General features: G+C 68.6%; 15 protein-coding genes. 8 read left to right on the top strand and 7 right to left on the bottom strand.

Annotated elements, in window-relative coordinates:
- Window positions 1–2: 2 nt before the first annotated feature.
- The 6 genes from P7V53_RS31020 to P7V53_RS30995 are packed head-to-tail and all read right to left on the bottom strand — an operon-like array spanning window position 3 to window position 10,855.
- The gene (locus tag P7V53_RS31020) at window positions 3–1,811 is read right to left on the bottom strand and encodes an ABC transporter substrate-binding protein (protein WP_280153336.1); all 1,809 of its coding nucleotides are present in this window, start codon (window positions 1,809–1,811) and stop codon (window positions 3–5) included.
- Window positions 1,808–3,607, bottom strand: a complete 1,800-nt coding sequence (locus tag P7V53_RS31015) for an ABC transporter substrate-binding protein (RefSeq protein WP_280153335.1) — start codon at window positions 3,605–3,607, stop codon at window positions 1,808–1,810. The genes P7V53_RS31020 and P7V53_RS31015 overlap by 4 nt, the downstream gene beginning before the upstream one ends.
- Window positions 3,604–5,415, bottom strand: a complete 1,812-nt coding sequence (locus P7V53_RS31010; RefSeq protein ID WP_280153334.1) for an ABC transporter substrate-binding protein — start codon at window positions 5,413–5,415, stop codon at window positions 3,604–3,606. Before P7V53_RS31010 ends, P7V53_RS31015 begins: the two co-directional genes overlap by 4 nt.
- A gap of 8 nt (window positions 5,416–5,423) precedes the next feature.
- A complete protein-coding gene (locus P7V53_RS31005) occupies window positions 5,424–7,217 on the bottom strand; it encodes an ABC transporter substrate-binding protein (protein ID WP_280153333.1) in 1,794 nt (597 codons plus the stop codon).
- A gap of 7 nt (window positions 7,218–7,224) precedes the next feature.
- Entirely contained in the window at window positions 7,225–9,018 is a 1,794-nt protein-coding gene (locus P7V53_RS31000; protein ID WP_280153332.1) for an ABC transporter substrate-binding protein, read from the bottom strand.
- 7 nt (window positions 9,019–9,025) lie between these two features.
- On the bottom strand, window positions 9,026–10,855 hold the full coding sequence (locus P7V53_RS30995; RefSeq protein WP_280153331.1) for an ABC transporter substrate-binding protein: 1,830 nt from the start codon (window positions 10,853–10,855) through the stop codon (window positions 9,026–9,028).
- 332 nt (window positions 10,856–11,187) lie between these two features.
- Between P7V53_RS30995 and P7V53_RS30990 the strand changes: the two genes are divergently transcribed.
- The 8 genes from P7V53_RS30990 to P7V53_RS30955 all read left to right on the top strand — a co-directional run bounded on the left by P7V53_RS30990 (window position 11,188) and on the right by P7V53_RS30955 (window position 19,152).
- Complete coding sequence (locus P7V53_RS30990) at window positions 11,188–12,126, top strand: ABC transporter permease (protein ID WP_280153330.1); 939 nt, start codon at window positions 11,188–11,190, stop codon at window positions 12,124–12,126.
- Window positions 12,123–13,181 carry an ABC transporter permease gene (locus tag P7V53_RS30985; RefSeq protein WP_280153328.1) on the top strand — a complete coding sequence of 353 codons (1,059 nt, stop codon included), beginning with the start codon at window positions 12,123–12,125 and terminating at the stop codon, window positions 13,179–13,181. Before P7V53_RS30990 ends, P7V53_RS30985 begins: the two co-directional genes overlap by 4 nt.
- A gap of 50 nt (window positions 13,182–13,231) precedes the next feature.
- Window positions 13,232–14,929 carry a dipeptide ABC transporter ATP-binding protein gene (locus P7V53_RS30980; RefSeq protein WP_280153327.1) on the top strand — a complete coding sequence of 566 codons (1,698 nt, stop codon included), beginning with the start codon at window positions 13,232–13,234 and terminating at the stop codon, window positions 14,927–14,929.
- A 160-nt stretch (window positions 14,930–15,089) separates the two neighbouring features.
- Entirely contained in the window at window positions 15,090–15,734 is a 645-nt protein-coding gene (locus tag P7V53_RS30975; protein ID WP_280153326.1) for a TetR/AcrR family transcriptional regulator, read from the top strand.
- A 226-nt stretch (window positions 15,735–15,960) separates the two neighbouring features.
- Complete coding sequence (locus tag P7V53_RS30970) at window positions 15,961–16,863, top strand: alpha/beta fold hydrolase (RefSeq protein ID WP_280153325.1); 903 nt, start codon at window positions 15,961–15,963, stop codon at window positions 16,861–16,863.
- A 193-nt stretch (window positions 16,864–17,056) separates the two neighbouring features.
- A complete protein-coding gene (locus P7V53_RS30965; RefSeq protein WP_280153324.1) occupies window positions 17,057–17,281 on the top strand; it encodes a hypothetical protein in 225 nt (74 codons plus the stop codon).
- A gap of 12 nt (window positions 17,282–17,293) precedes the next feature.
- Complete coding sequence (locus P7V53_RS30960; protein ID WP_280153323.1) at window positions 17,294–17,473, top strand: hypothetical protein; 180 nt, start codon at window positions 17,294–17,296, stop codon at window positions 17,471–17,473.
- A 383-nt stretch (window positions 17,474–17,856) separates the two neighbouring features.
- Entirely contained in the window at window positions 17,857–19,152 is a 1,296-nt protein-coding gene (locus P7V53_RS30955) for a solute carrier family 23 protein (RefSeq protein WP_280153322.1), read from the top strand.
- Here P7V53_RS30955 and P7V53_RS30950 read toward each other — a convergent pair whose 3' ends face one another.
- On the bottom strand, window positions 19,153–19,635 hold the full coding sequence (locus P7V53_RS30950) for a MaoC family dehydratase (RefSeq protein ID WP_280153321.1): 483 nt from the start codon (window positions 19,633–19,635) through the stop codon (window positions 19,153–19,155).
- Window positions 19,636–19,686: the final 51 nt, after the last annotated feature.

Here is a 19,686-nt window from a genome sequence, read left to right as displayed (position 1 = left end):
GCTCAGCGCGTCATGCGCTCGCGCAGGTCGGGATCGATGTCGACGTACTGCCAGCCCTCGCGCCGGAACAATGGCCAGCGATAGCCGGTGATCCAGGGTTGGGTCACGTCGGTGTAGACGCGGTGCACGTGGAACTTGGTCGGCATGTAGGCGACGACCAGCTTGCTCGCCGCCAGGAACAGCGCCATGCGCTCGGGGCCGTCGGGCAGCGTGAGCATGCGGCGGTAGATCTCGTCGTAGGCCGGCAGCTTGAACCGCGACAGGTTGCCCTCGCCGATCGACGGTCCGTACATGTCCTCCATCGACGGCTGCCCGTCGGGCTGCGTCGCGGATCCCGCCAGGCTCCACATCTGCAGCTTGCCGGCGCGCGCGGCCTTGAGGTTTTCCGGCCATTGCGCGGTGTTGAAGCGGATGCGCAGGCCGACGGCGGCCAGGCTCTTCTGCCACGTCTCGTCGAACTGGCGCTCGATGTACGAGGTCTGCGTTGCCATCTGCAGGACCAGCGGCCGTCCGTCCGGCAGCTCGCGCCAGCCGTCGCCGTCGCGATCGACGTAGCCGTACATGTCGAGCAGCGCTTTCGCGCGCATCGGGTCGTGCTCGCTGTTCTCGCTGCGAAACGCCGGATCGTGGCCGTAGGTGCCCGGCGGCATCGGCGCCTGCGCCGCGACGGCGGCACCGCGGCGGACGATCCGGACCTCCCGATCGATGTCGTAGGCCAGGCTGATGGCGCGGCGCAAGGCGACCTTCTCCGGGGTGTAGCCGCCCACGACGGGGTCTTCCATGTTGAACCAAGACATCGTGCGGTCCGGGTTCACGTAGCGGCGCAGCGTAACGCCCTTGCGGGCCAGGTTGGGCGCCAGCTTGCCGCCGGGCGCGGCGAAGTCGGTGAACTCGGGCGGCACGCGCAGGAAGTCGACCTGGCCGGTGACGAAGCTCAGCCAGCGCGGCTGGCCCTCCTCGATCACCGAGATCTCCACGCCGTCGTTGAGCGGCAGGCGGCGGCCCTTGAGGCGCGCCAGCCAGGCCTGGCCGATGGCGTCGTCGGGCGCGGGCTCGGCGTCGTAGCGCATGTCGCGAAAGCCCGGGTTGCGCTCCAGCACGATGTGCGAGCTGCGGCGCCAGTGCTTGAGGCGGTAGGGACCGGTGCCCACCGGGTGGCCCGAGATGTCGTCGCCGTACAGCTCGACCACCTCGCGCGCCATCGCGCCGACGTTGGAGGAGTCGCACAGGGTGTACAGGAAGCGCGGGCGCGGCGCGGACAGCCGGAACTGCAACGTGTAGCGGTCGAGCGCCTTCAACCCTTCCACCGGCGCGTCGTAGTCGAACGGCTTCCTCTCGGCCAGCGCCTTCTGGCGCAAAGCGTCGAGCCCCACGATGCCCTCTTCGTGCATCTGCGAATACACCGGGCTCTTGGTGGCCGGGTCGAAGAAGCGCTTGATGCTGTAGACGTAGTCCTGCGCCACCAGCTCCCGCGGCCTGCCCTTGAACGCCGGGTCGTCGGCGAAGAAGATCCCCGGTTGAAGGCGCACGGTCCAGACGCGGTGATCCGGCGACACCTGCGGCATGCCGGCCGCGGTCAGCGGCTTCGGCTTCACCGGCATCGCGAGCGGGTCGTACGTGTAGGGGGCCTCGAAGATGTGGGCGGTGACGATGGCCGAATAGAGGTCGCTGATCGCCGCGGGATCGAAGCCGGTCTCGGCCGCTTCGAAGGCCGCGTGCAGGACCCGCCGGCCCTCGCGCTGCTGAGCGAGCCCCGGGGCCGCGGCCATGCCCAGCATGGCCGCGGCCCAGGTGCGGCGGTCGATGTTCATGGCGCGCGCGGCGTGCGCCTGGACTCGTCGATGTCCACGTATTGCCACCAGTGCGTCCAGAACACCGGTCGCCGGTAGCCGACGAGCCATGGATACGCCATGTCGGTGGAGATGCGGCTCAGCTTGTGCTTGTAGGGCATGTAGGCGATGGCCAGCTTCTGCGCGTCGCGGAACAGGGCGTCGCGCTCGGGTCCGTCGGGCAGGACCTGCATGCGCTCGTACAACGCGTCGAGGGCGGGCAGCTTGAAACGGGCGAAGTTCTGCCCGCCGATCTGCTTGCTGTGGTACTGCGTCAGCGCCCCCTGCCCGTCGGGCGCGTCGGCGTACGAGCCCACCGACCACATCGCCAGCTTGCCGGCACGCGCCGCCTTCAGGTTCTCGGGCCACTGCGCGATCTCGAAGTTCACCCGCACGGACAACGCGGCCATGTTCTTGTGCAGCACCTCGGCGATGCGGCGCGAGCGCTTGTCCGACTGCGACGCCACCCGCAGCACCAGCGGCGATCCGTCGGGCATGTCGCGCCAGCCGTCGCCGTCGCGGTCGAGGAAGCCGTACATGTCGAGCAGCGCCTTCGCACGCGGCGGGTCGTAGTCGCCGAACTCGCTCTTGTCATGCACATCGAAGCCGCGGGTGAACGGCAGGTACAGCGACTGCGCCACCACGCCCAGTCCGCTGTACGCGTGCTCGATCTCCGTGCGCGTGTCCATGCCCAGCGCGATGGCTCGCCGCAGCGCGATGCGCTCCGGCGTGTAGCCGCCCACGGTCGGGTCCTCCATGTTGAACAGCATCGACTGCGTGGCCGGATCGGCGACCCGAAAGCCCTGCACGCCCTTCTTCGCGAGGTTGGGCGCGACCTTCCCGTTGGGCATGGCCATCGTGACGAACTCGTAGCCCAGCCGGTACACGAAGTCGGCCTCGCCGCCCAGGAAGGACAGCCAGCGCGGCTGATCCTCCTCGATGATGGAGATCTCGACGCGATCGATCATCGGCAGCCGCCGGCCCTTGAAGCGCGCCGCGATCGCCTGGCCCTCTGCGTCGTCCGCCTCGGGCTCGGCGTCGTAGACCATCTCGCGGAAGTCGGGGTTGCGCTCCAGCACGATGAACGAGCTGCGCCGCCAGTGCGCGAGCCGGAACGGCCCCGTGCCGACCGGATGCGCGTCGATCTGGTCGCCGTAGAACTCCACCACTTCGCGCGCCACGGCGCCGTACAGGTCGCTGACCGCCAGCAGCTGGATGAAGCGCGGCCGCGGCTGCTCGATGCGGAACTGCAGCGTGTAGCGGTCGAGCGCGCGGATGCCTTCGATCGGCCGGTCGTAGTCGAACGGCTTGTGGCTCGCCAGCGCCTCCTCTCGAAGCGCGGCCAGGCCGACGAACCGCTGGTCCTCGATCTCGCCCCAGCCGGGACTGCGGTTGGCCGGGTCGGCGTAGCGCTTGAAGGTGTAGACGTAGTCCTGCGCCACCAGCTCTCGCTTGCGTCCCTTGAACGCGGGGTCGTCGGCGAAATAGATGCCCGGGCGGATCCTGACCGTCCAGGTGCGGAAGTCCGCCGAGTGCTGCGGCATGCCGTCGGCGGTCAACGGCTTGATCTTCACCGGTCGCGCGAGGTGGTCGAAGGTGTAGGGCGCCTCGAAGATGTGCGGCGTGAGCGTGCGGGAATACAGGTCGTTGAGCTTGACCGGATCGAAGCTGGTCTCGGCCACCTCGAAGGCATAGCGCAGCACCTTGGGCTGCGCAGCGGCCGCGGGAAGCGCCAGCGCCAGCGCGAACGCGGCGAGAAGGATCGCCAGCCGCTTCATCCGGGATTCGCGGCGGCCCGCTTGCTGTCGTCGATGTCGACGTAGTGCCACCACTCCTGCCAGAACACCGGCCGCCGGTAGCCGACGACCCAACCCTGCGCCATGTCCACGGACAGGCGGTTCAGCTTGAACTTGTAGGGCATGTAGGCGACGGCGAGCTTCTTTGCCTGGTCGAACAGCGCCAGGCGCTCGGGCCCGTCGGGCAGCACCTGGATGCGCTCATACACCGCGTCGAAGGCCGGCAGCTTGAAGCGCGCCATGTTCTGCCCGCCGATCTGCTTGCTGTGATAGCGCGCCAGCGATCCCTGGCCGTCGGGGGCCGCGGCGTACCCGCCGACGGACCACATCGGCAGCTTGCCGGCACGCGCGGCCTTGAGGTTCTCGGGCCACTGCGCGATGTTGAAGCTGACGCGGATGCCGAGCGCATCCATGTTCTTCTTCATCACCTCGCTGATCTTGCGGTCGCGGGCGTTGGACTGCGTGGCCAGGCGCAGCACCAGCGGCGAGCCGTCGGGCATGTCGCGCCAGCCGTCGCCGTCGCGGTCGACGTAGCCGTACATGTCGAGCAGGGCCTTCGCGCGGGGCGGGTTGTACTCGCTGAACTCGCTCTTGTACTGCGGGTCGTAGCCGGTCGTGAACGGCAGCAGCGGCGAGTTGGCCACCACGCCCTGCCCGCTGTAGGCGTGGTTGATCTCGGTCACCGCATCCATGCCCAGCGCGATGGCGCGCCGCAGCGCGATGCGCTCGGGCGTGTAGCCGCCGACGGTCGCGTCCTCCATGTTGAAGAACATCGAGTTGCTCGCCGGCTCGATGACGCGGTAGCCGCGCACGCCCTTCTTGGCGAGGTTGGGCGCCACCTTGCCGTTGGGCATCGCCGTGCTGACGAACTGGTAGCCCACGCGGTAGGCGAAGTCGGACTCGCCGTTGACGAAGGACAGCCAGCGCGGCTGCTCCTCCTCGATGATCGAGATCTCGACGCGGTCGATCAGGGGCAGCCTGCGGCCCTTGAAGCGCGCGAGCAGCGCCTGCCCCTCGGCGTCGTCCGCGGCCGGCTCGGCGTCGTAGAGCAGCTCGCGGTAGCCGGGGTTGCGCTCCAGCGCGATGAAGGAGCTGCGCCGCCACTGCACCAGCTTGAACGGACCGGTGCCCACCGGGTGGCCGTCGATCTGGTCGCCGTAGAACTCCACCACTTCCCGCGCGACGGCGCCGAGCAGGTCGCTGGCCGCCAGCGTCTCGATGAAGCGCGGACGCGGCTCCTCCACCTTGAACTGCACCGTGTAGCGATCGAGGGCGCGCAGCCCGTCGATCTCGCGGTCGTAGTCGAACGGCTTCTTCTGGTCGAGCGCCTGCTGGCGCAGCTCGGCCAGGCCGACGAACCTCTCCTCGTTGACGCCCGTCCATACCGGGCTCTTGTTCGCGGGGTCGGCGAAGCGCTTGATCGCGTAGACGTAGTCCTGCGCCACCAGCTCGCGCCTTTGTCCCTTGAAGGCCGGGTCGTCGGCGAAGTAGATGCCGGGCTGGATCTTGACCGTCCAGGTGCGGAAGTCCGCCGAATGCTGCGGCATGCCGTCGGCCGTCAGCGGCTTGATCTTCACCGGCCGCGCGAGATGGTCGTACTTGTACGGCGCCTCGAAAATGTGCGGCGTGAGCGTGCGCGAGTACAGGTCGTTGATCTTGGCCGGATCGAAGCTGGTCTCGGCCACTTCGAACGCATAGCGCAGCACCTTGGGCGCCGGCCGGGTCTGCGCCGGCGCGGCGAAGGCCAGCGTGAGGGCGGCGGCCGCGAGAAGAAGGCGGGCTTGTTTCATGGCGACTCTCATTTCGGACGCTGGCTGTCGTCGATGTCGACGTAGTGCCACCACTCCTGCCAGAACACCGGGCGGCGGTAGCCCACCAGCCACGGGTAGGACAGATCGGTGAGGATGCGGTTGACACGCCATTTGTACGGCATGTAGGCGACTGCCATGCGCTTGGCCTGCAGGAACAGCGCATCGCGTTCGGGCCCGTCCTCGATGACGCGCATGCGCTCGAGGATGGCGTCGAAGGCCGGCAGTTTGAAGCGGGCGATGTTCTGGCCGCCGACCTGCCGGCCGTCCAGGCGCGCGAGCGCGCCCTGCCCGTCCGATCCGGCCGCCGACGAGCCCAGCGACCAGATCGCGAGCTTGCCGGAGCGGGCGGCCTTCATGTTCTCGGGCCACTGGGCGAACTGGAAATCCACCCGCAGACCCAGCACGTCCATGTTCTTCTTGAACAGCTCGGCCAGCTGGCGGTCGCGCTGCGTGGGCTGGGTCGCGACGTGCAGCGTCAGCGGCGCGCCGTGGGGCTGCTCGCGCCAGCCGTCGCCGTCGCGGTCGACGTAGCCGTACATGTCCAGCAGTGCCTTGGCGCGCGCCGGGTCGTAATCGCCGACTTCGCTCTTGAAGCCGGGGTCGTAGCCGCTGGTGTGCGGCAGGATCGGCGACTGGGTCGGCACGCCTTGCCCGTTGCGAATCAGCCGGATCTCGGTGCGGGTGTCCATGCCCAGCCCGATGGCGCGGCGCAGCGCGATCTTGTCCGGCGTGTAGCCGCCGACCAGCGGGTCTTCCATGTTGAACAGCGACAGGGTGACCCCGGGCTCGAGCTGCTGGTAGGCGCGCACGCCTTTCTTCTTGAGGTTGGGCGCGATCTTGCCGCCCGGCATGGCCACGTTGAAGAACTCCGATCCCAGGCGCTCGATGAAGTCGGCCTCGCCGCCGGCGAAGGCCAGCCAGCGCGGCTGCTGCTCGGTGATGATGGAGACCTCCACGCGGTCGATCATCGGCAGGCGGCGTCCCTTGAAGCGTGCCGCCAGCGCCTGCCCCTCGGTGTCGTCGGCGGCCGGCTCGGCGTCGTACAGCACCTCGCGGTACTCCGGGTTGCGCTCGAAAACGATCAGCGAGCTGCGGCGCCACTGCACCAGCTTGAACGGGCCGGTGCCCACCGGATGCGCGTCGATCTGGTCGCCGTAGAACTCCACCACCTCGCGCGCCACCGCGCCGAACAGGTCGGCCCCGGCGAGGTTCTCGGTGAAGCGCGGCCGCGGCTCCTCCACCTTGAACTGCAGCGTGAAGCGATCGAGGGCCCGCACGCCCTCGATCTCGCGGTCGTAGTCGAAGGGCTGCTTGCGGTCCAGCGCCTGCTGGCGAAGCTCGGCCAGCCCGACGAGCTTCTCTTCGGCCAGCCCGCTCCAGATCGGGCTCTTGTTGGCCGGATCGGCGAAGCGCTTGTAGGCGTAGACGTAGTCCTGCGCCACCAGCTCGCGACGCCGGCCCTTGAACGCCGGGTCGTCCTGGAAATAGATGCCGGGGCGGATCCTGACTGTCCAGGTGCGAAAGTCGGCCGAGTGCTCGGGCATGTCTTGCGCGGTGAGCGGCTTGACCTTGATGGGCCGCGCGAGATGGTCGTACTTGTACGGCGCTTCGAAGATGTGCGGCGTGAGGGTGCGCGAGTAGAGGTCGTCGACCTTGACCGGATCGAGGCTGGTCTCGGCCACCTCGAAGGCATAGCGCAGCACCTTGGGCGCTCCGCTCGCGGCGAGCGCCGGCTGCGCGGCGGCGAGCACCAGGACGAGGGCGGAGAGCGTGCGCCTCATGTCGGTTTCAGCGCGCGGCCCTGGCCAGCGCCTCGGTGTCGATGTCCACGTACTGCCACCACTGGTTCCACAGGACAGGGCGCCGGTAGCCGATCAGCCACGGGTAGGACATGTCCGTGAGGACGCGGTGCACGCGGAACTTGTACGGCATGTAGGCGACCGCGAGGCGCTTGGCCTGGTCGAACAGCGCATCGCGCTCCGCGCCGTCCTCGATGACGCGCATGCGCTCCATGAGGGCATCGAAGGCCGCGTTCTTGAAGCGCGCCATGTTCTGCCCGCCGATCTGCTTGCTGTCGTAGCGCGCGAGCGCGCCCTGCCCGTCGGAGCCGGCCGCGGTGCCGCCGAGCTGCCAGATCGCCAGCTTGCCGGCCCGGGCGGCCTTCAGGTTCTCGGGCCATTGCGCGATCTCGAAGCTGACACGCACGCCGAGGGCGTCCATGTCCTTCTTCGTCATCTCGTCGAACTGCCGCGAGCGCTGGTCGGGCTCGGTGGCGATGCGCAGCACGAGCGGCGAGCCGTCCGGCATGTCGCGCCAGCCGTCGCCATCGCGGTCGACGAAGCCGAACATGTCGAGCAGCGCCTTCGCGCGAGGCAGATCGTGGTCGCTGAATTCGCTCTTGAACTTCGGGTCGTAGCCCGAGGTGTGCGGCAGCACGGGCGACTGCGCCGGCACCGCCTGTCCTCGCCGAAGCAGGCGGATCTCGGCGTCGAGGTCCAGGCCCAGGCCGATGGCACGGCGCAGCGCCACCTTGTCCGGCGTGTAGCCGCCGACGGTGGGATCGTCCATGTTGAAGAAGTAGTAGGTGCTGCCCGCCTCGATCTGGCGGTAGCCGCGCACGCCCTTCTTCGCGAGGTTGGGGGCGACCCGGCCGCCCGGCATCGCGGTGTTGATGAACTGCGCGTCCACCCGCTCGATGAAGTCGGCCTCGCCGTTGATGAACGACAGCCAGCGCGGCTGGTGCTCCTCGATGATGGAAATCTCGACCCGATCGACCATCGGCAGCCGTCGGCCCTTGAACCGCGCCAGCAAAGCCTGCCCTTCGGCATCGTCGGCCGCGGGCTCGGCGTCGTAGACCATCTCGCGGAAGTCGGGGTTTCGCTCCAGCGCGATGAACGATCGGCGCCGCCACTGCGCGAGGCGGAACGGGCCGGTGCCCACCGGGTGCTCGTCGATCCGGTCGCCGTAGGACTCCACCACCTCGCGCGCCACGGCGCCGAGCAGCGCGCTGTCGGCCAGGCTTTCGGTGAAGCGCGGGCGGGACTCGGCCACCTTCACCTGCAGCGTGTAGCGGTCGAGCGCACGCAGCCCGTCGATCTCGCGGTCGTAGTCGAACGGCTTCTTCTGGTCAAGCGCCTGCTGGCGAAGCTCGGCGAGGCCGAGAATCTTCTCTTCGGCGAGGCCGGTCCAGACGGGACTCTTGTTGGCGGGGTCGGCGATGCGCTTGATCGAGTACACGTAGTCCTGCGCCACCAGCTCGCGACGCCGGCCCTTGAAGGCCGGATCGTCGGCGAAATGGATGCCGGGGCGGATCCTGATCGTCCAGGTCTGGAAGTCCGTCGAGTGCTGCGGCATGCCGTCGGCCGTGAGCGGCTTGAGCTTCACCGGCCGCGCGAGGTGGTCGAACGTGTACGGCGCTTCGAAGATGTGCGGGGTCAGCGTGCGCGAGTAGGTGTCGTTGATGCGGGCGGGGTCGAGGCTGGTCTCGGCGATGAGAAAGGCGTAGCGCAGCACCTTCTGCGGTGCCGCCCCCGCGGCCGCGCAGAACACCAGGCACGCGACGAAAGCGTGAAGGCGCTTCATGCCGGACCTACTTGCCTTGGCGCCTGGCCAGCTCCGCCGTGTCGATGTCGACATAGCGCCAGAAGTCGCGGATGAACACGTTGCGGTGGTAGCCGACGACCCACGGCTGCGCGAGGTCGGTCCAGATGCGGTGCACATGCACCTTGTAGGGCATGTAGGCGATCATCAGCTTCTTCGCCTCGGTCATCACGGCCAGGCGCTCCGGGCTGTTGGGCATGCGCTTCTGCTGCTCGTACAGGCGGTTGAATTCGGGCAGGTCGAACCTGGCGTGGTTGCCCTGGCCCTTCTGCGGGCCGTAGCCCAGCACCAGGAAGCCCGAGCCGTCGGGATCGGTGCTCCAGCCCACGCCCCACATCATCAGCTTGCCCGCGCGCGAGGCCTTCAGGTTCTCCGGCCACTTCGCGAAGTTGAAGGTCATGCGGATGCCGATGGCCGTCATGTTCTTCTTCCACAGCGTGACGAGCTGGCGGTTGAAGTCGTCGGGCTGGGTGTTGTACTCGAGGACCAGCGGCGAGCCGTCGGGCCGGTCTCGCCAGCCGTCGCCGTCGCGGTCGACGTAGCCGTGCATGTCCAGCAGCGCCTTCGCCTTGGCGCGGCTGAATTCGCTCATCTCGCTGCGGAACGCCGGGTCGTAGCCATAGGTGTTGGGGCCGATCGGCGATTGCCCGGGAATCGCCTGGCCGCGGCGCGCCACACGGATCTCCTCGTCGATGTCGACCGCCAGCGCGATGGCGCGCCGCAGCGCGACCTTGTCGGGCGTGTAGCCGCCGACCACCGGGTTCTCCATGCCGAAGTACGACAGCGAGGCGTCGGCGCGCGGGTAGCGCACGGCGTACAGGCCCTGCTTGGCGAGGTTCGGTGCGATCCTGTTGTTCGGGATGGCGACGTTGGTGAAGTCCTCGGGCACCTGCTCCATCACGTCCATGTCGCCGCGCAGGAAAGCCAGCCAGCGCGGCTGGTTCTCCTCGATGATGTGCACCTCGACGCGGTCGACCAGCGGCAGCTTGCGGCCCTCGAGCCTGGCCACCGCGGACTGCGCCAACGGGTCGTTGGCCGGGGCCTCTTCGTGGTAGTGGACGTCGCGGTAGTTGGGATTCTTGTCCAGCACGACCAGCGAGCTGCGCACCCAGCGCGCCAGCCTGAATGGGCCCGTGCCCACCGGGTGCTCCATGATCTTGTCGGTGTAGGCCTCCACCACCTCGCGGGCGGTGCCCGGCACCAGCGTCGGGTCGGTGAGGATGTCCTCGACGAAGCGCGGGCTGGGCTCGCCCAGCTTGAACTGGATGGTGTAGCGGTCGAGCGCGCGCACCCCCTCGATGTCGCGGTCGTAGTCGAAGGGCTTGCCGGCCAGGGCGCGCTGGCGCAGCTCCGCCAGGCCGACGATCTTCTGCTCTTCCACCGTCGACAGGTGCGGGCTCTTCCAGCGCGGGTCGTAGATGCGCTTGATCGCATAGACGTAGTCGGCGGCGACGAGCTCCCGGCGGCGGCCGCTGAAGGCGGGATCGTCGGCGAAGTAGGTGCCGGGGCGCAGGCGGATCGTGAAGGTGGTGAAGTCGGCCGACGCCTCGGGCATGCCGGCCGCGGTGCGAGGGCGCATGCGCACCGGCCGGGCCAGGAATTCCCACTCGTACAGCGAGTCGAACATGTTCGCGACGATGGTGCGCGAGTACAGGTCGGACAGCTGCGGCGGATCGAAGCCGGTCTCGGCGATGCGGAACGAATAGCGCAGCACCTTGTCGCCACCGGGCGTCGGCAGCGGCGCATCGGCCGCATGCGCTGCCGCGGCACCCAGGCACGAAGCGGCGAGAACGAGGCGCGTCAGGGCGCGAGAGAGCATGAAAGGCGTCCTTGTGGGATCACGGTCGGGCGGGCAGCGCACCCCGAGGTCGTCGCGGGCCGCGTGGCGTCGAAGGCGCGAAGTCTAGGGCCGCCGGGGTCCGCCGGGACAGCGTGCTCACCCCAATCCGTGTCTTCGGTACGCGATTTGCATGCCGGGTTCCGTGGAGCGGGCGACCAAAACAGGGGCAAACGCGGAGAAGTCCCGATGCCGCCAAGCCCTAGACTCGCGTCCGCCTGCACAATCCGCCCCTTTGCCTCGCGAGCCGCGCCACGAGCGCGGCTCTCGCATCCGGGGCCACCGACTTGACTGAATGAGGAGTGTTTAGCGCCATGGCGGCCTACCTGATCAGACGCCTGTGGCAGATGATCCCGACGTTGCTCGGGGTCGTGCTGCTGGTGTTCCTGTTGTTCAAGGGATTCGGCGGCGATCCGGCCGAGATCCTCGCCGGCCTCAACGCCACTCAGCAGCAGGTGGATGCGATCCGCCAGCAGCTCGGCCTCAACGAGCCGTGGTGGGTCCAGTTGTGGATCAACGTCAAGCAGATCGCCACCTTCGAGTGGGGCCGCAGCTGGGCCACGAACGAGTCGGTGGCCAACATCTTCGCCACGCGGCTGCCGGCCACGCTGACGGTGATGCTGCCCATCCTCATCCTCGACGCGCTGCTCGCGCTGCCGATCGCGATGTGGGTCGCGTACCGGCGCGGCTCGCTGGCCGACCGCACGATCATGGTCATCACCACCGTCGCGCTGTCGATCTCGTTCCTCGTCTACATCATCCTCGGCCAGTACGTGTTCGGCTTCCAGCTCGGCTGGTTCCCGGTGCAGGGCTGGAGCGACAGCGTGCTGAAGAACCTGGTGACCTACGTGCCGCTGCCGGTGATGCTGGCGCTGCTGGTGGGCATCGCGCCGCAGACCCGCCTGTACCGCACGTTCTTCCTCGACGAGCTCGGCCATGACTACGTGCGCACCGCGCGCGCCAAGGGCATGACCGAAGGCACCGTGCTGTTCAAGCACGTGCTGCGCAACGCGCTGATCCCCATCCTCACCAACATCGGGCTGGCGCTGCCGGGCGTGTTCGTCGGCTCGTTCCTGATCGAGGTGTTCTTCTCCATCCCCGGCCTGGGCCGCGAGGTGATCCTGGCGGTCAACCGCAGCGACTACCCCGTGCTGCAGGCGCTCACCGTCTACCTGGCGATGCTCACGATGCTCATCAACCTGGCCGTCGACGTCCTCTACAAGATGGTCGACCCGCGGGTGGTTCTCAAATGAGCGCCGTTCTCGAGCATCCGAAGCCCGGTGCGGGGGCGAAGCCGCAGCGCTCCGAAGGCGTCTGGCACGCCGCCTGGCGACGCCTGCGCTCCGACCGCGTCGGCATGGTGTCGCTGGCCGTCGTGCTGCTCTTCGTCGTGCTCATCCTGCTGAGCGCCACCGGCCTGATGGCACGCAGCTGGCAGAAGGAAGTCGGCGTGCCGAGTGCACCGCCCACCTTCATGGGCCCGGGGGCGAAGACGGAAGCGGCAGCGGTCGAAGGGCCGAAGGGACCGAACGTCGACATCTCCGACGTCGACCCGCTGGCGGCACGCTACAAGGAATGGGAGGAGCGCGCGGCCAAGTACAAGACCACCGAAGTGCCCAAGGCCGAGACGCTGCCGTTCGGCGGCGACCGGCTGGGGCGCGACGTGCTGGCCAAGGCGCTGAAGGGCACGCAGACCTCGGTCTTCGTGGGCCTGGTCGCCGCCCTGGTCGCCACGCTGATCGGCACGCTGCTCGGCGCGCTGGCCGGCTTCTTCGGCGGCAAGGTGGGCGACTTCCTCGAGTGGCTGTACAGCGTGTTCACATCGATCCCCGAGATCCTGCTGCTGCTGTGCTTCGCGGCCGTGTTCGGGCGCGGCATCGGCAGCGTGGCCATCATCCTGGCGCTGGTCGGCTGGACCGGCGTGTACCGCCAGGTGCGCGCGGAATTCCTGAAGCACTCGGTGCGCGACTACGTCCGCTCGGCCGAGGCGGTGGGCGCCTCCACCGCGTCGCGCATGTTCCGCCACATCCTGCCCAACGTGAGCCACGTGATCCTGGTGCGCATGTCGCTGCTGGTGGTCGGCTTCATCAAGTTCGAGGTCATCCTGTCGTACCTGGGCCTGGGCGTCGGCGTCGACGATGTGTCGTGGGGCACCATGCTGGCCGAAGCGCAGAGCGAGCTGATCCTCGGCCACTGGTGGCAGCTGGTCGCCGCCACGGCCTTCATGGCGGTGTTCGTCACCGCCTTCTCGTTGTTCACGGATGCGTTGCGCGACGCGCTCGATCCGAAGCTGCGCGGACTCGAATGAGCGCCGCCCGGCCGCTCCGCATGCGCGCGCTGCGCAGAGGGAAATAACTCATGCTGCTGTCGATCAAGGATCTGCGCGTCACCTTCCGCATGGGCGTCGAGGACGGCGTCATGCAGCGCGCCCAGGCCGTCGGCCGCGGCGACGTCGGCGTCAGCTTCGACGTGCCCGAGAACACCACCGTCGCGCTGGTCGGCGAGTCGGGCTCGGGCAAGAGCGTCACGGCGATGTCCATCCTCAACCTGCTGCCGGACAACGCCGAGCGGCACGGCGCCATCACCTTCATGGGCCGCGACATGCTGGCCGCCACGCTGCCCGAGCTGCAGGCGCTGCGCGGGCGCGACATCGCCTGCGTGTTCCAGGATCCGATGACTTCGCTGAACCCGGTGTTCACCGTCGGGCACCAGCTCTGCGAGCCGCTGATCCGCCATCTCGGGATGACGCCCAGGCAGGCGATGGTGCGCGCCGAGGCGCTGCTGAACGAGGTGGGCCTGCCCGAGCCCAAGCGGCGGCTCAAGGCCTATCCGCACGAGCTGTCGGGCGGCCAGCAGCAGCGCGTGATGATCGCGATGGCGCTCGCCTGCGAGCCCAAGCTGCTGATCGCAGACGAGCCCACCACCGCGCTCGACGTGACGATCCAGCGCCAGATCATGGAGCTGCTCGGCAAGCTGAAGGAGCAGCACCGCATGAGCATGCTGTTCATCAGCCACGATCTCGGCGTCGTGGGCGAGATCGCCGACCACGTGGTGGTGATGCGCAACGGCGTCGTGCGCGAGCAGGGGCCGGTGGCCGACATCTTCGCCCAGCCGAAGGACAGCTACACCAAGGCGCTGCTGGCCTGCCGTCCGACGCTGGAGCACCGCGGCGCGCGGCTGATGGTCATCGACGACCACATGGCCGGCCGCGGCTCGGCCCTCGCCGGCAAGGCCAAGGACCCGGCCGCGCCGGTCATCATCGAAGCCACGGGACTGGCCAAGAGCTTCTGGTTGCGCGCGGGGGTGTTCGGCCGCAAGGAGTTCCGGGCGGTGCGCGGCGCCAGCTTTCAGCTGCGGCGCGGCCACACGCTCGGCGTGGTGGGCGAGTCGGGCTCGGGCAAGACGACGATGGGCCTCACGCTGCTGCGCCTGCACGAGCCCAGCGGCGGACCGACGGCCGGCCAGGTGATGTTCGACGGCCGCGACCTGCTCAAGCTGTCCAAGCGCGAGATGCTGCCGATGCGCCGCCGCATCCAGGTCGTGTTCCAGAACCCGTACGCATCGCTCAATCCGCGCTTCACGATCGGCCAGACGCTGGTCGAGCCCATGGCCATCCATGGTGTGGGCGCCGACACGGCCGATCGCGAGGCGCGAGCGCGGGCACTGCTCGCCAAGGTGGGCCTGGACGACAGCGCGATGTTCAGGTACCCGCACGAATTCTCCGGCGGCCAGCGCCAGCGCATCGCGATCGCGCGCTGCCTCACGCTGAACCCGGAAGTGCTGGTGCTCGACGAGGCGGTCAGCGCGCTCGACGTGTCGGTGCAGGCGCAGGTGCTCAACCTGCTGAAGGACCTGCAGGACGAGCTCGGGCTGTCGTACATCTTCATCAGCCACGATCTGGCCGTGGTCCGCTTCATGGCCGACGAGGTGCTGGTGATGAAGGACGGCGAGGTCGTCGAGCAGGCGACGGTCGAGGAGATCCTGGACCGGCCGAAGCAGGAGTACACGCGGCGGCTGATGGGGGCGATTCCGCGGGGGTATCGGGCTGCGGCTTGAGGAGCCGTTGGCTGCTCGAGCCGCAGGGCGGCTGGATTTGGGCTTCCCCAGCCCCCTCCGGGAGGGGGCTCCAGCGTGAATGACGAAGCCGGCCCCGGGGGCCGGCCTACAACCAATGGGGCGTGGTTGACAATTCGCACGACCGTGCTAAATTGGTCCTGTGGAAACCAAGACCCATCGCAGCGGGCTCACGCTCAGCGCCATCCTCGACACCGCCCTCACCATGGCGGCGCAGGACGGCCTGGAGAGCCTGACGATCGGCGAAGTCGCCAAGCGGCTGGGCTTGTCCAAGAGCGGCGTGTTTTCGCGCGTGGGCTCACGCGAGGCGCTGCAGATGGCCGTCATCGAGGAGTACGACCGCCGCTTCCTTCAGGACGTGTTCGTGCCGGCCATGCGCGAGGCGCGCGGGCTGCCGCGGCTCAACGCCATCATGCGGTTGTGGCTCACCCGCGCCCGCGACGTCGAGATCCGACAGGGTTGCATCTACTGCGCGGGCGCATTCGAGTTCGATGACCGCGACGGGCCGCTGCGCGACAAGCTGCTCGAGGGCGTGCAGGGCTGGCGCAACGCCCTCAAGCGCACCGTGATCCAGGCGGTCGACGAAGGCCACCTGCGGCCCGACATCGACGCCGACCAGATCGTGTTCGAGATGGACGGCCTGTTCGTCGCGCTGATGCGCGACGCCCGTTTCCTGCGTGACCCGCGCGCTGCCGATCGCGCGTGGGCGGCTTACGAGCGTCTGATCCGCTCGCTGCAACCGGCCGGCGTTGCCGACGCCGGATCGATCGGCTCCTCCACAGGCTGAACCGGATCAATTTGTCCATGCCGTCCAGCCTGCCTCAATTTCGCACGCCCGTGCGAACTACAAGGAAACTGCCATGCTGATCGCTCTTCTTTCCCTTGCCGTCGTCGCCGGTGCCGGGCGTGCCGCCTGGTTGCTGCACCGACTGTGGCGCGCGCTGCCGCGCAGCAACCGCGACTTCGAGCTCGTCTGAGCGCCCCACTTCACCATCTCCTTTGGAACCTGCGCCATGAGCACACCCACCGCGTCCACCAACCCCGCGGCCGCCTTCTATGCGGGCAGCAGGACCGCCCAGGCGCTCGGCGCCACGCTGCGCACGCTCGATGCGCTGGCGCCGGGCTGGGGCACGCGGGCGGCACTGCGCCTGTTCTTCACCCCGCTGCCCTTGAAATTCGCGATGCGCCGTCCGGTGCCGCCGGCCTGGACGACCACGACCTGGCCGTTCGAAGGCGTGAACCTGACGGCGTACCGGCGTCGGGTCGGCGAACCGGGCCGGCCGGTCGTGCTGCTGGTGCACGGCTGGGCGGGCGGCGGCCTGCAGATGCGTCACCTGGGCGATGCGCTGGCCGAAGGCGGCTTCGATCCGGTGCTGCTCGACTTCCCGGCGCACGGCCGCAGCGCGGGCTGGCGCTCGACCCTGCCACAGTTCACGCGGGCGATCCATGCGGCGCACGCCCGGCTCGGGCCGCTGCATGCCGTGGTGGCCCACTCGCTGGGCGCGCTGGCGGCGCTGCACACGGCGGCACGCGGGCTCGCGGTGCAGCGGCTGGTGCTGCTCGCCCCATCGGCGCCGCCGGCCCTGTTCCTGCGCTGGTTCGCCGGCAGCTTCGGCTTGTCGGACACCGTGCCCCAGCGCATGCGCGAGCGCATCGAGCTTCGCGAGGGCATTCCGCTGCAGCACTTCGAGCCGGACTGGCTGGGCGACCGGGTGGCGCAGCCGACGCTGGTGATCCACGACGAAGGCGATCGGGTCGCCCCGTTTGCGGCGGGTCAGCGGATGGCGAAAGCGTTGCCCGATGCGCGGCTGCATCCGACGCAGGGGCTGAGCCATACCCGGGTGCTCGGCGACCCCGGGGTGGCGATGGCGGTCCTGCGGCATCTGGTGCAGGCCGGCCCGGACACATCTCGATAGCGCTGGTAACAACTCTTCGCGTTTTCGTCAGCCTTCGGTACGGCTCGGGCCGCGGGCGGACGCAATTTGTCTGCGGAATCGGCCCGCGACCGGCGGCGAACGGCAAAACGCGCTGGCATGGAAGCTGCGCCTGTGGTGGCACATGCGTCGACGGCCACCAAGCCAGGCGCGCCGAACACAGGATGTCGTTGTCATGCCGCTCAAGACCCGCATTCGCCCGGCAACGGGCTCCCGCCAGCCGCGACGCGCGGCACCGAGTTGCCGTGGTGGCGCCTCGTCGCTGCTGCGGCTGTCTCAGCCTGCGGTGACCAAGCTGCCCACCGTCGAAGACCTGGGTGGCTGGATCAAGCGGGCGGCACAAGCCTTGAGAGTCCCGACGGTGCCGGCGTTCGCGCCGAGCGAGTTCACCGCAGGTTGAGGAGGAGCCACCATGTCGATCCCGTTCGTCCCGCGTGCACCCGTGCTGCCCAAGTCCCGCCCCGCCGGCGAGGCGCCGCGTCGCGCTGCGGTCACCACGGCGCCCGCGCGTGGCTTCCAGGTTCTGCAGTCGAGCCGCGCACCGCAGCAGCTGTGCCTGTTTTTGCGCCACGGCGCAACCGACGTCAAGTGAAGAGAAGCACTCACTGATCGATTGACGTCCAGGGAAGCGGGCAACCCGGGGTAGGAGAGAGCGAGTCCCCGGATCACTGTCCCGCTTCCCTTCTTTTTTTTACTGCAAACGAATTCGCTCACGGCGGGTGGCCGTCCTTCGGACGGCGGGATCTCATGCACCGCTCCCCCATCCTTCTCCGGGAGGGGGCTCCAGTTTGAGGGACGACTCCCCATTGCCCCTCCGAGAGGGGCGATCGCGGCGAGGTTCCTCCTGCTCCTTTTGCTCCTGTTCCCTGGCGGTTTCGCCGCCTACACTGCGCTCGGCCTGGCTGACGTCCTGGCGAAAAGCGGTCCGCAGGCTGACCGGCGTGCGGCAGAACAGCAAGAAGTCGAGGAGCCTTCATGAGTGTCATCCCCGCCTGGCGCGTGACCGACGCGCAACCCGGCCGTGTGGTCGCCCCGGACGAGCGCCTGCCTTGGCCGCAGACTGCGGCGCTCGGCGTGCAGCACGTCATCGCGATGTTCGGGGCCACCGTGCTCGCGCCCATCCTGATGGGCTTCGATCCCAACGTGGCGATCCTGATGAGCGGCATCGGCACGCTGATCTTCTTCTTCGTGGTCGGCGGCCACGTGCCCAGCTACCTCGGCTCGAGCTTCGCGTTCATCGGCGTCGTCATTGCGGCCACCCAGTACACCGGCGGCGGCGCCAACCTCAACATCGCGGTGGCGCTGGGCGGCATCGTCGCCTGCGGCGTCATCGTCGCGCTGATCGGCCTGCTGGTCACGCTGATCGGCACGCGCTGGATCGAGGCGCTGATGCCGCCCGTGGTCACCGGCGCGGTGGTGGCGGTCATCGGGCTCAATCTGGCCAGCGTGCCGATCAAGAACATGGCGCCGACCGGCTTCGACGCGTGGATGCAGGCCGTGACCTTCATCAGCGTCGGGCTCGTCGCGGTGTACACGCGCGGCCTCACGCAGCGTCTGCTGATCCTCGTCGGCCTCATCGTCGCGACGGTCGTCTACGCCATCCTGACCAACGGCCTGGGGCTGGGCAAGCCTCTGGACTTCACCAAGGTCGCCGGCGCCGCCTGGTTCGGCCTTCCCAACTTCACGCGGCCCGAGTTCTCCACGCAGGCGATGCTGCTGATCGCACCGGTCGCGGTGATCCTCATCGCGGAGAACCTGGGACACATCAAGGCGGTGAGCGCCATGACCGGACGCAACCTCGATCCGTACATGGGCCGCGCCTTCATCGGCGACGGGCTGGCCACCATCGTCAGCGGCACCTCCGGCGGCACCGGCGTGACCACCTACGCCGAAAACATCGGCGTGATGGCCGCGACGCGGATCTACTCCACCGCGATGTTCGTGGTGGCCGCGCTGATCGCCATCCTGCTCGGCTTCAGCCCCAAGTTCGGCGCGCTGATCCTCACCATTCCCGTCGCCGTGCTGGGCGGCATCAGCATCGTCGTGTTCGGCCTCATCGCGGTGGCCGGCGCCAAGATCTGGGTCGAGAACAAGGTCGACTTCGGCAACAACGTCAACCTCATCGTCGCGGCGGTCACGCTGATCCTCGGCACCGGCGACTACACGCTGAAGTTCGGCCAGTTCACGATGGGCGGCATCGGCACGGCGACCTTCGGTGCCATCCTGCTGCACGCGCTGCTGGCGCGTGGCCGCTCCCAGTCGACCGCCTGATCACGCCGACGCTGGCCGCATGCCGAACATGCCGTAGGCCTGCATCTCCATCACCACCTGCCCGTGCTGGTTGAGCACCTCGTGGCGGCTCTTCACCAGGCCGACCCCGGGCTTGCTCTGCAACGGACGCGCTTCGAGCACCGTCAGCCGCACCTGCAGCGTGTCGCCCGGACGCACGGGCAGCAGCCACTTGAGCTGCTCGACGCCGGGTGACCCCAGGCTGGTTGAACGCCGCAAGTACCCGTCGCACATCATGCGCATCGTCATCGCCGCGGTGTGCCAGCCGCTGGCGATCAGGCCGCCGAACATCGTCTGGCGGGCGGCGGCCTCGTCCAGGTGAAAAAACTGCGGATCGAATTCCGCGGCAAACCGCACGATGTCCTCCTGCTTGACCACCACCGACCCGAATACGCGGACCTCCCCTTCGCGAAAATCATCCCAGTAGAGCAAGGACTCGCTTTGGGCGGGGGTATGCGGGGTCATGAGGACTGTCGTGGGTTGTCTGTCGGGCTATCGTAGCGCCGCGAAAGCATC

It is taken from the genome of Piscinibacter sp. XHJ-5 (genome assembly GCF_029855045.1).
In the GTDB taxonomy this organism is placed as follows: Bacteria; Pseudomonadota; Gammaproteobacteria; order Burkholderiales; family Burkholderiaceae_C; genus Albitalea.
Note: the sequence above shows the minus strand (reverse complement) of the source record. Positions and strands in the feature narration are given on the sequence as shown.

Excerpts from the sequence above, each read along its gene's own strand:
- P7V53_RS30970 (WP_280153325.1), top strand. The coding sequence starts at position 15,961 with ATGAGCACACCCACCGCGTCCACCAACCCCGCGGCCGCCTTCTATGCG.
- P7V53_RS30965 (WP_280153324.1), top strand. The coding sequence starts at position 17,057 with ATGCCGCTCAAGACCCGCATTCGCCCGGCAACGGGCTCCCGCCAGCCG.
- P7V53_RS30995 (WP_280153331.1), bottom strand. The coding sequence starts at position 10,855 with ATGCTCTCTCGCGCCCTGACGCGCCTCGTTCTCGCCGCTTCGTGCCTG.
- P7V53_RS30950 (WP_280153321.1), bottom strand. The coding sequence starts at position 19,635 with ATGACCCCGCATACCCCCGCCCAAAGCGAGTCCTTGCTCTACTGGGAT.
- P7V53_RS31020 (WP_280153336.1), bottom strand. The coding sequence starts at position 1,811 with ATGAACATCGACCGCCGCACCTGGGCCGCGGCCATGCTGGGCATGGCC.
- P7V53_RS30990 (WP_280153330.1), top strand. The coding sequence starts at position 11,188 with ATGGCGGCCTACCTGATCAGACGCCTGTGGCAGATGATCCCGACGTTG.
- P7V53_RS30960 (WP_280153323.1), top strand. The coding sequence starts at position 17,294 with ATGTCGATCCCGTTCGTCCCGCGTGCACCCGTGCTGCCCAAGTCCCGC.
- P7V53_RS30955 (WP_280153322.1), top strand. The coding sequence starts at position 17,857 with ATGAGTGTCATCCCCGCCTGGCGCGTGACCGACGCGCAACCCGGCCGT.
- P7V53_RS30980 (WP_280153327.1), top strand. The coding sequence starts at position 13,232 with ATGCTGCTGTCGATCAAGGATCTGCGCGTCACCTTCCGCATGGGCGTC.
- P7V53_RS31015 (WP_280153335.1), bottom strand. The coding sequence starts at position 3,607 with ATGAAGCGGCTGGCGATCCTTCTCGCCGCGTTCGCGCTGGCGCTGGCG.
- P7V53_RS31005 (WP_280153333.1), bottom strand. The coding sequence starts at position 7,217 with ATGAGGCGCACGCTCTCCGCCCTCGTCCTGGTGCTCGCCGCCGCGCAG.
- P7V53_RS30985 (WP_280153328.1), top strand. The coding sequence starts at position 12,123 with ATGAGCGCCGTTCTCGAGCATCCGAAGCCCGGTGCGGGGGCGAAGCCG.
- P7V53_RS31000 (WP_280153332.1), bottom strand. The coding sequence starts at position 9,018 with ATGAAGCGCCTTCACGCTTTCGTCGCGTGCCTGGTGTTCTGCGCGGCC.
- P7V53_RS31010 (WP_280153334.1), bottom strand. The coding sequence starts at position 5,415 with ATGAAACAAGCCCGCCTTCTTCTCGCGGCCGCCGCCCTCACGCTGGCC.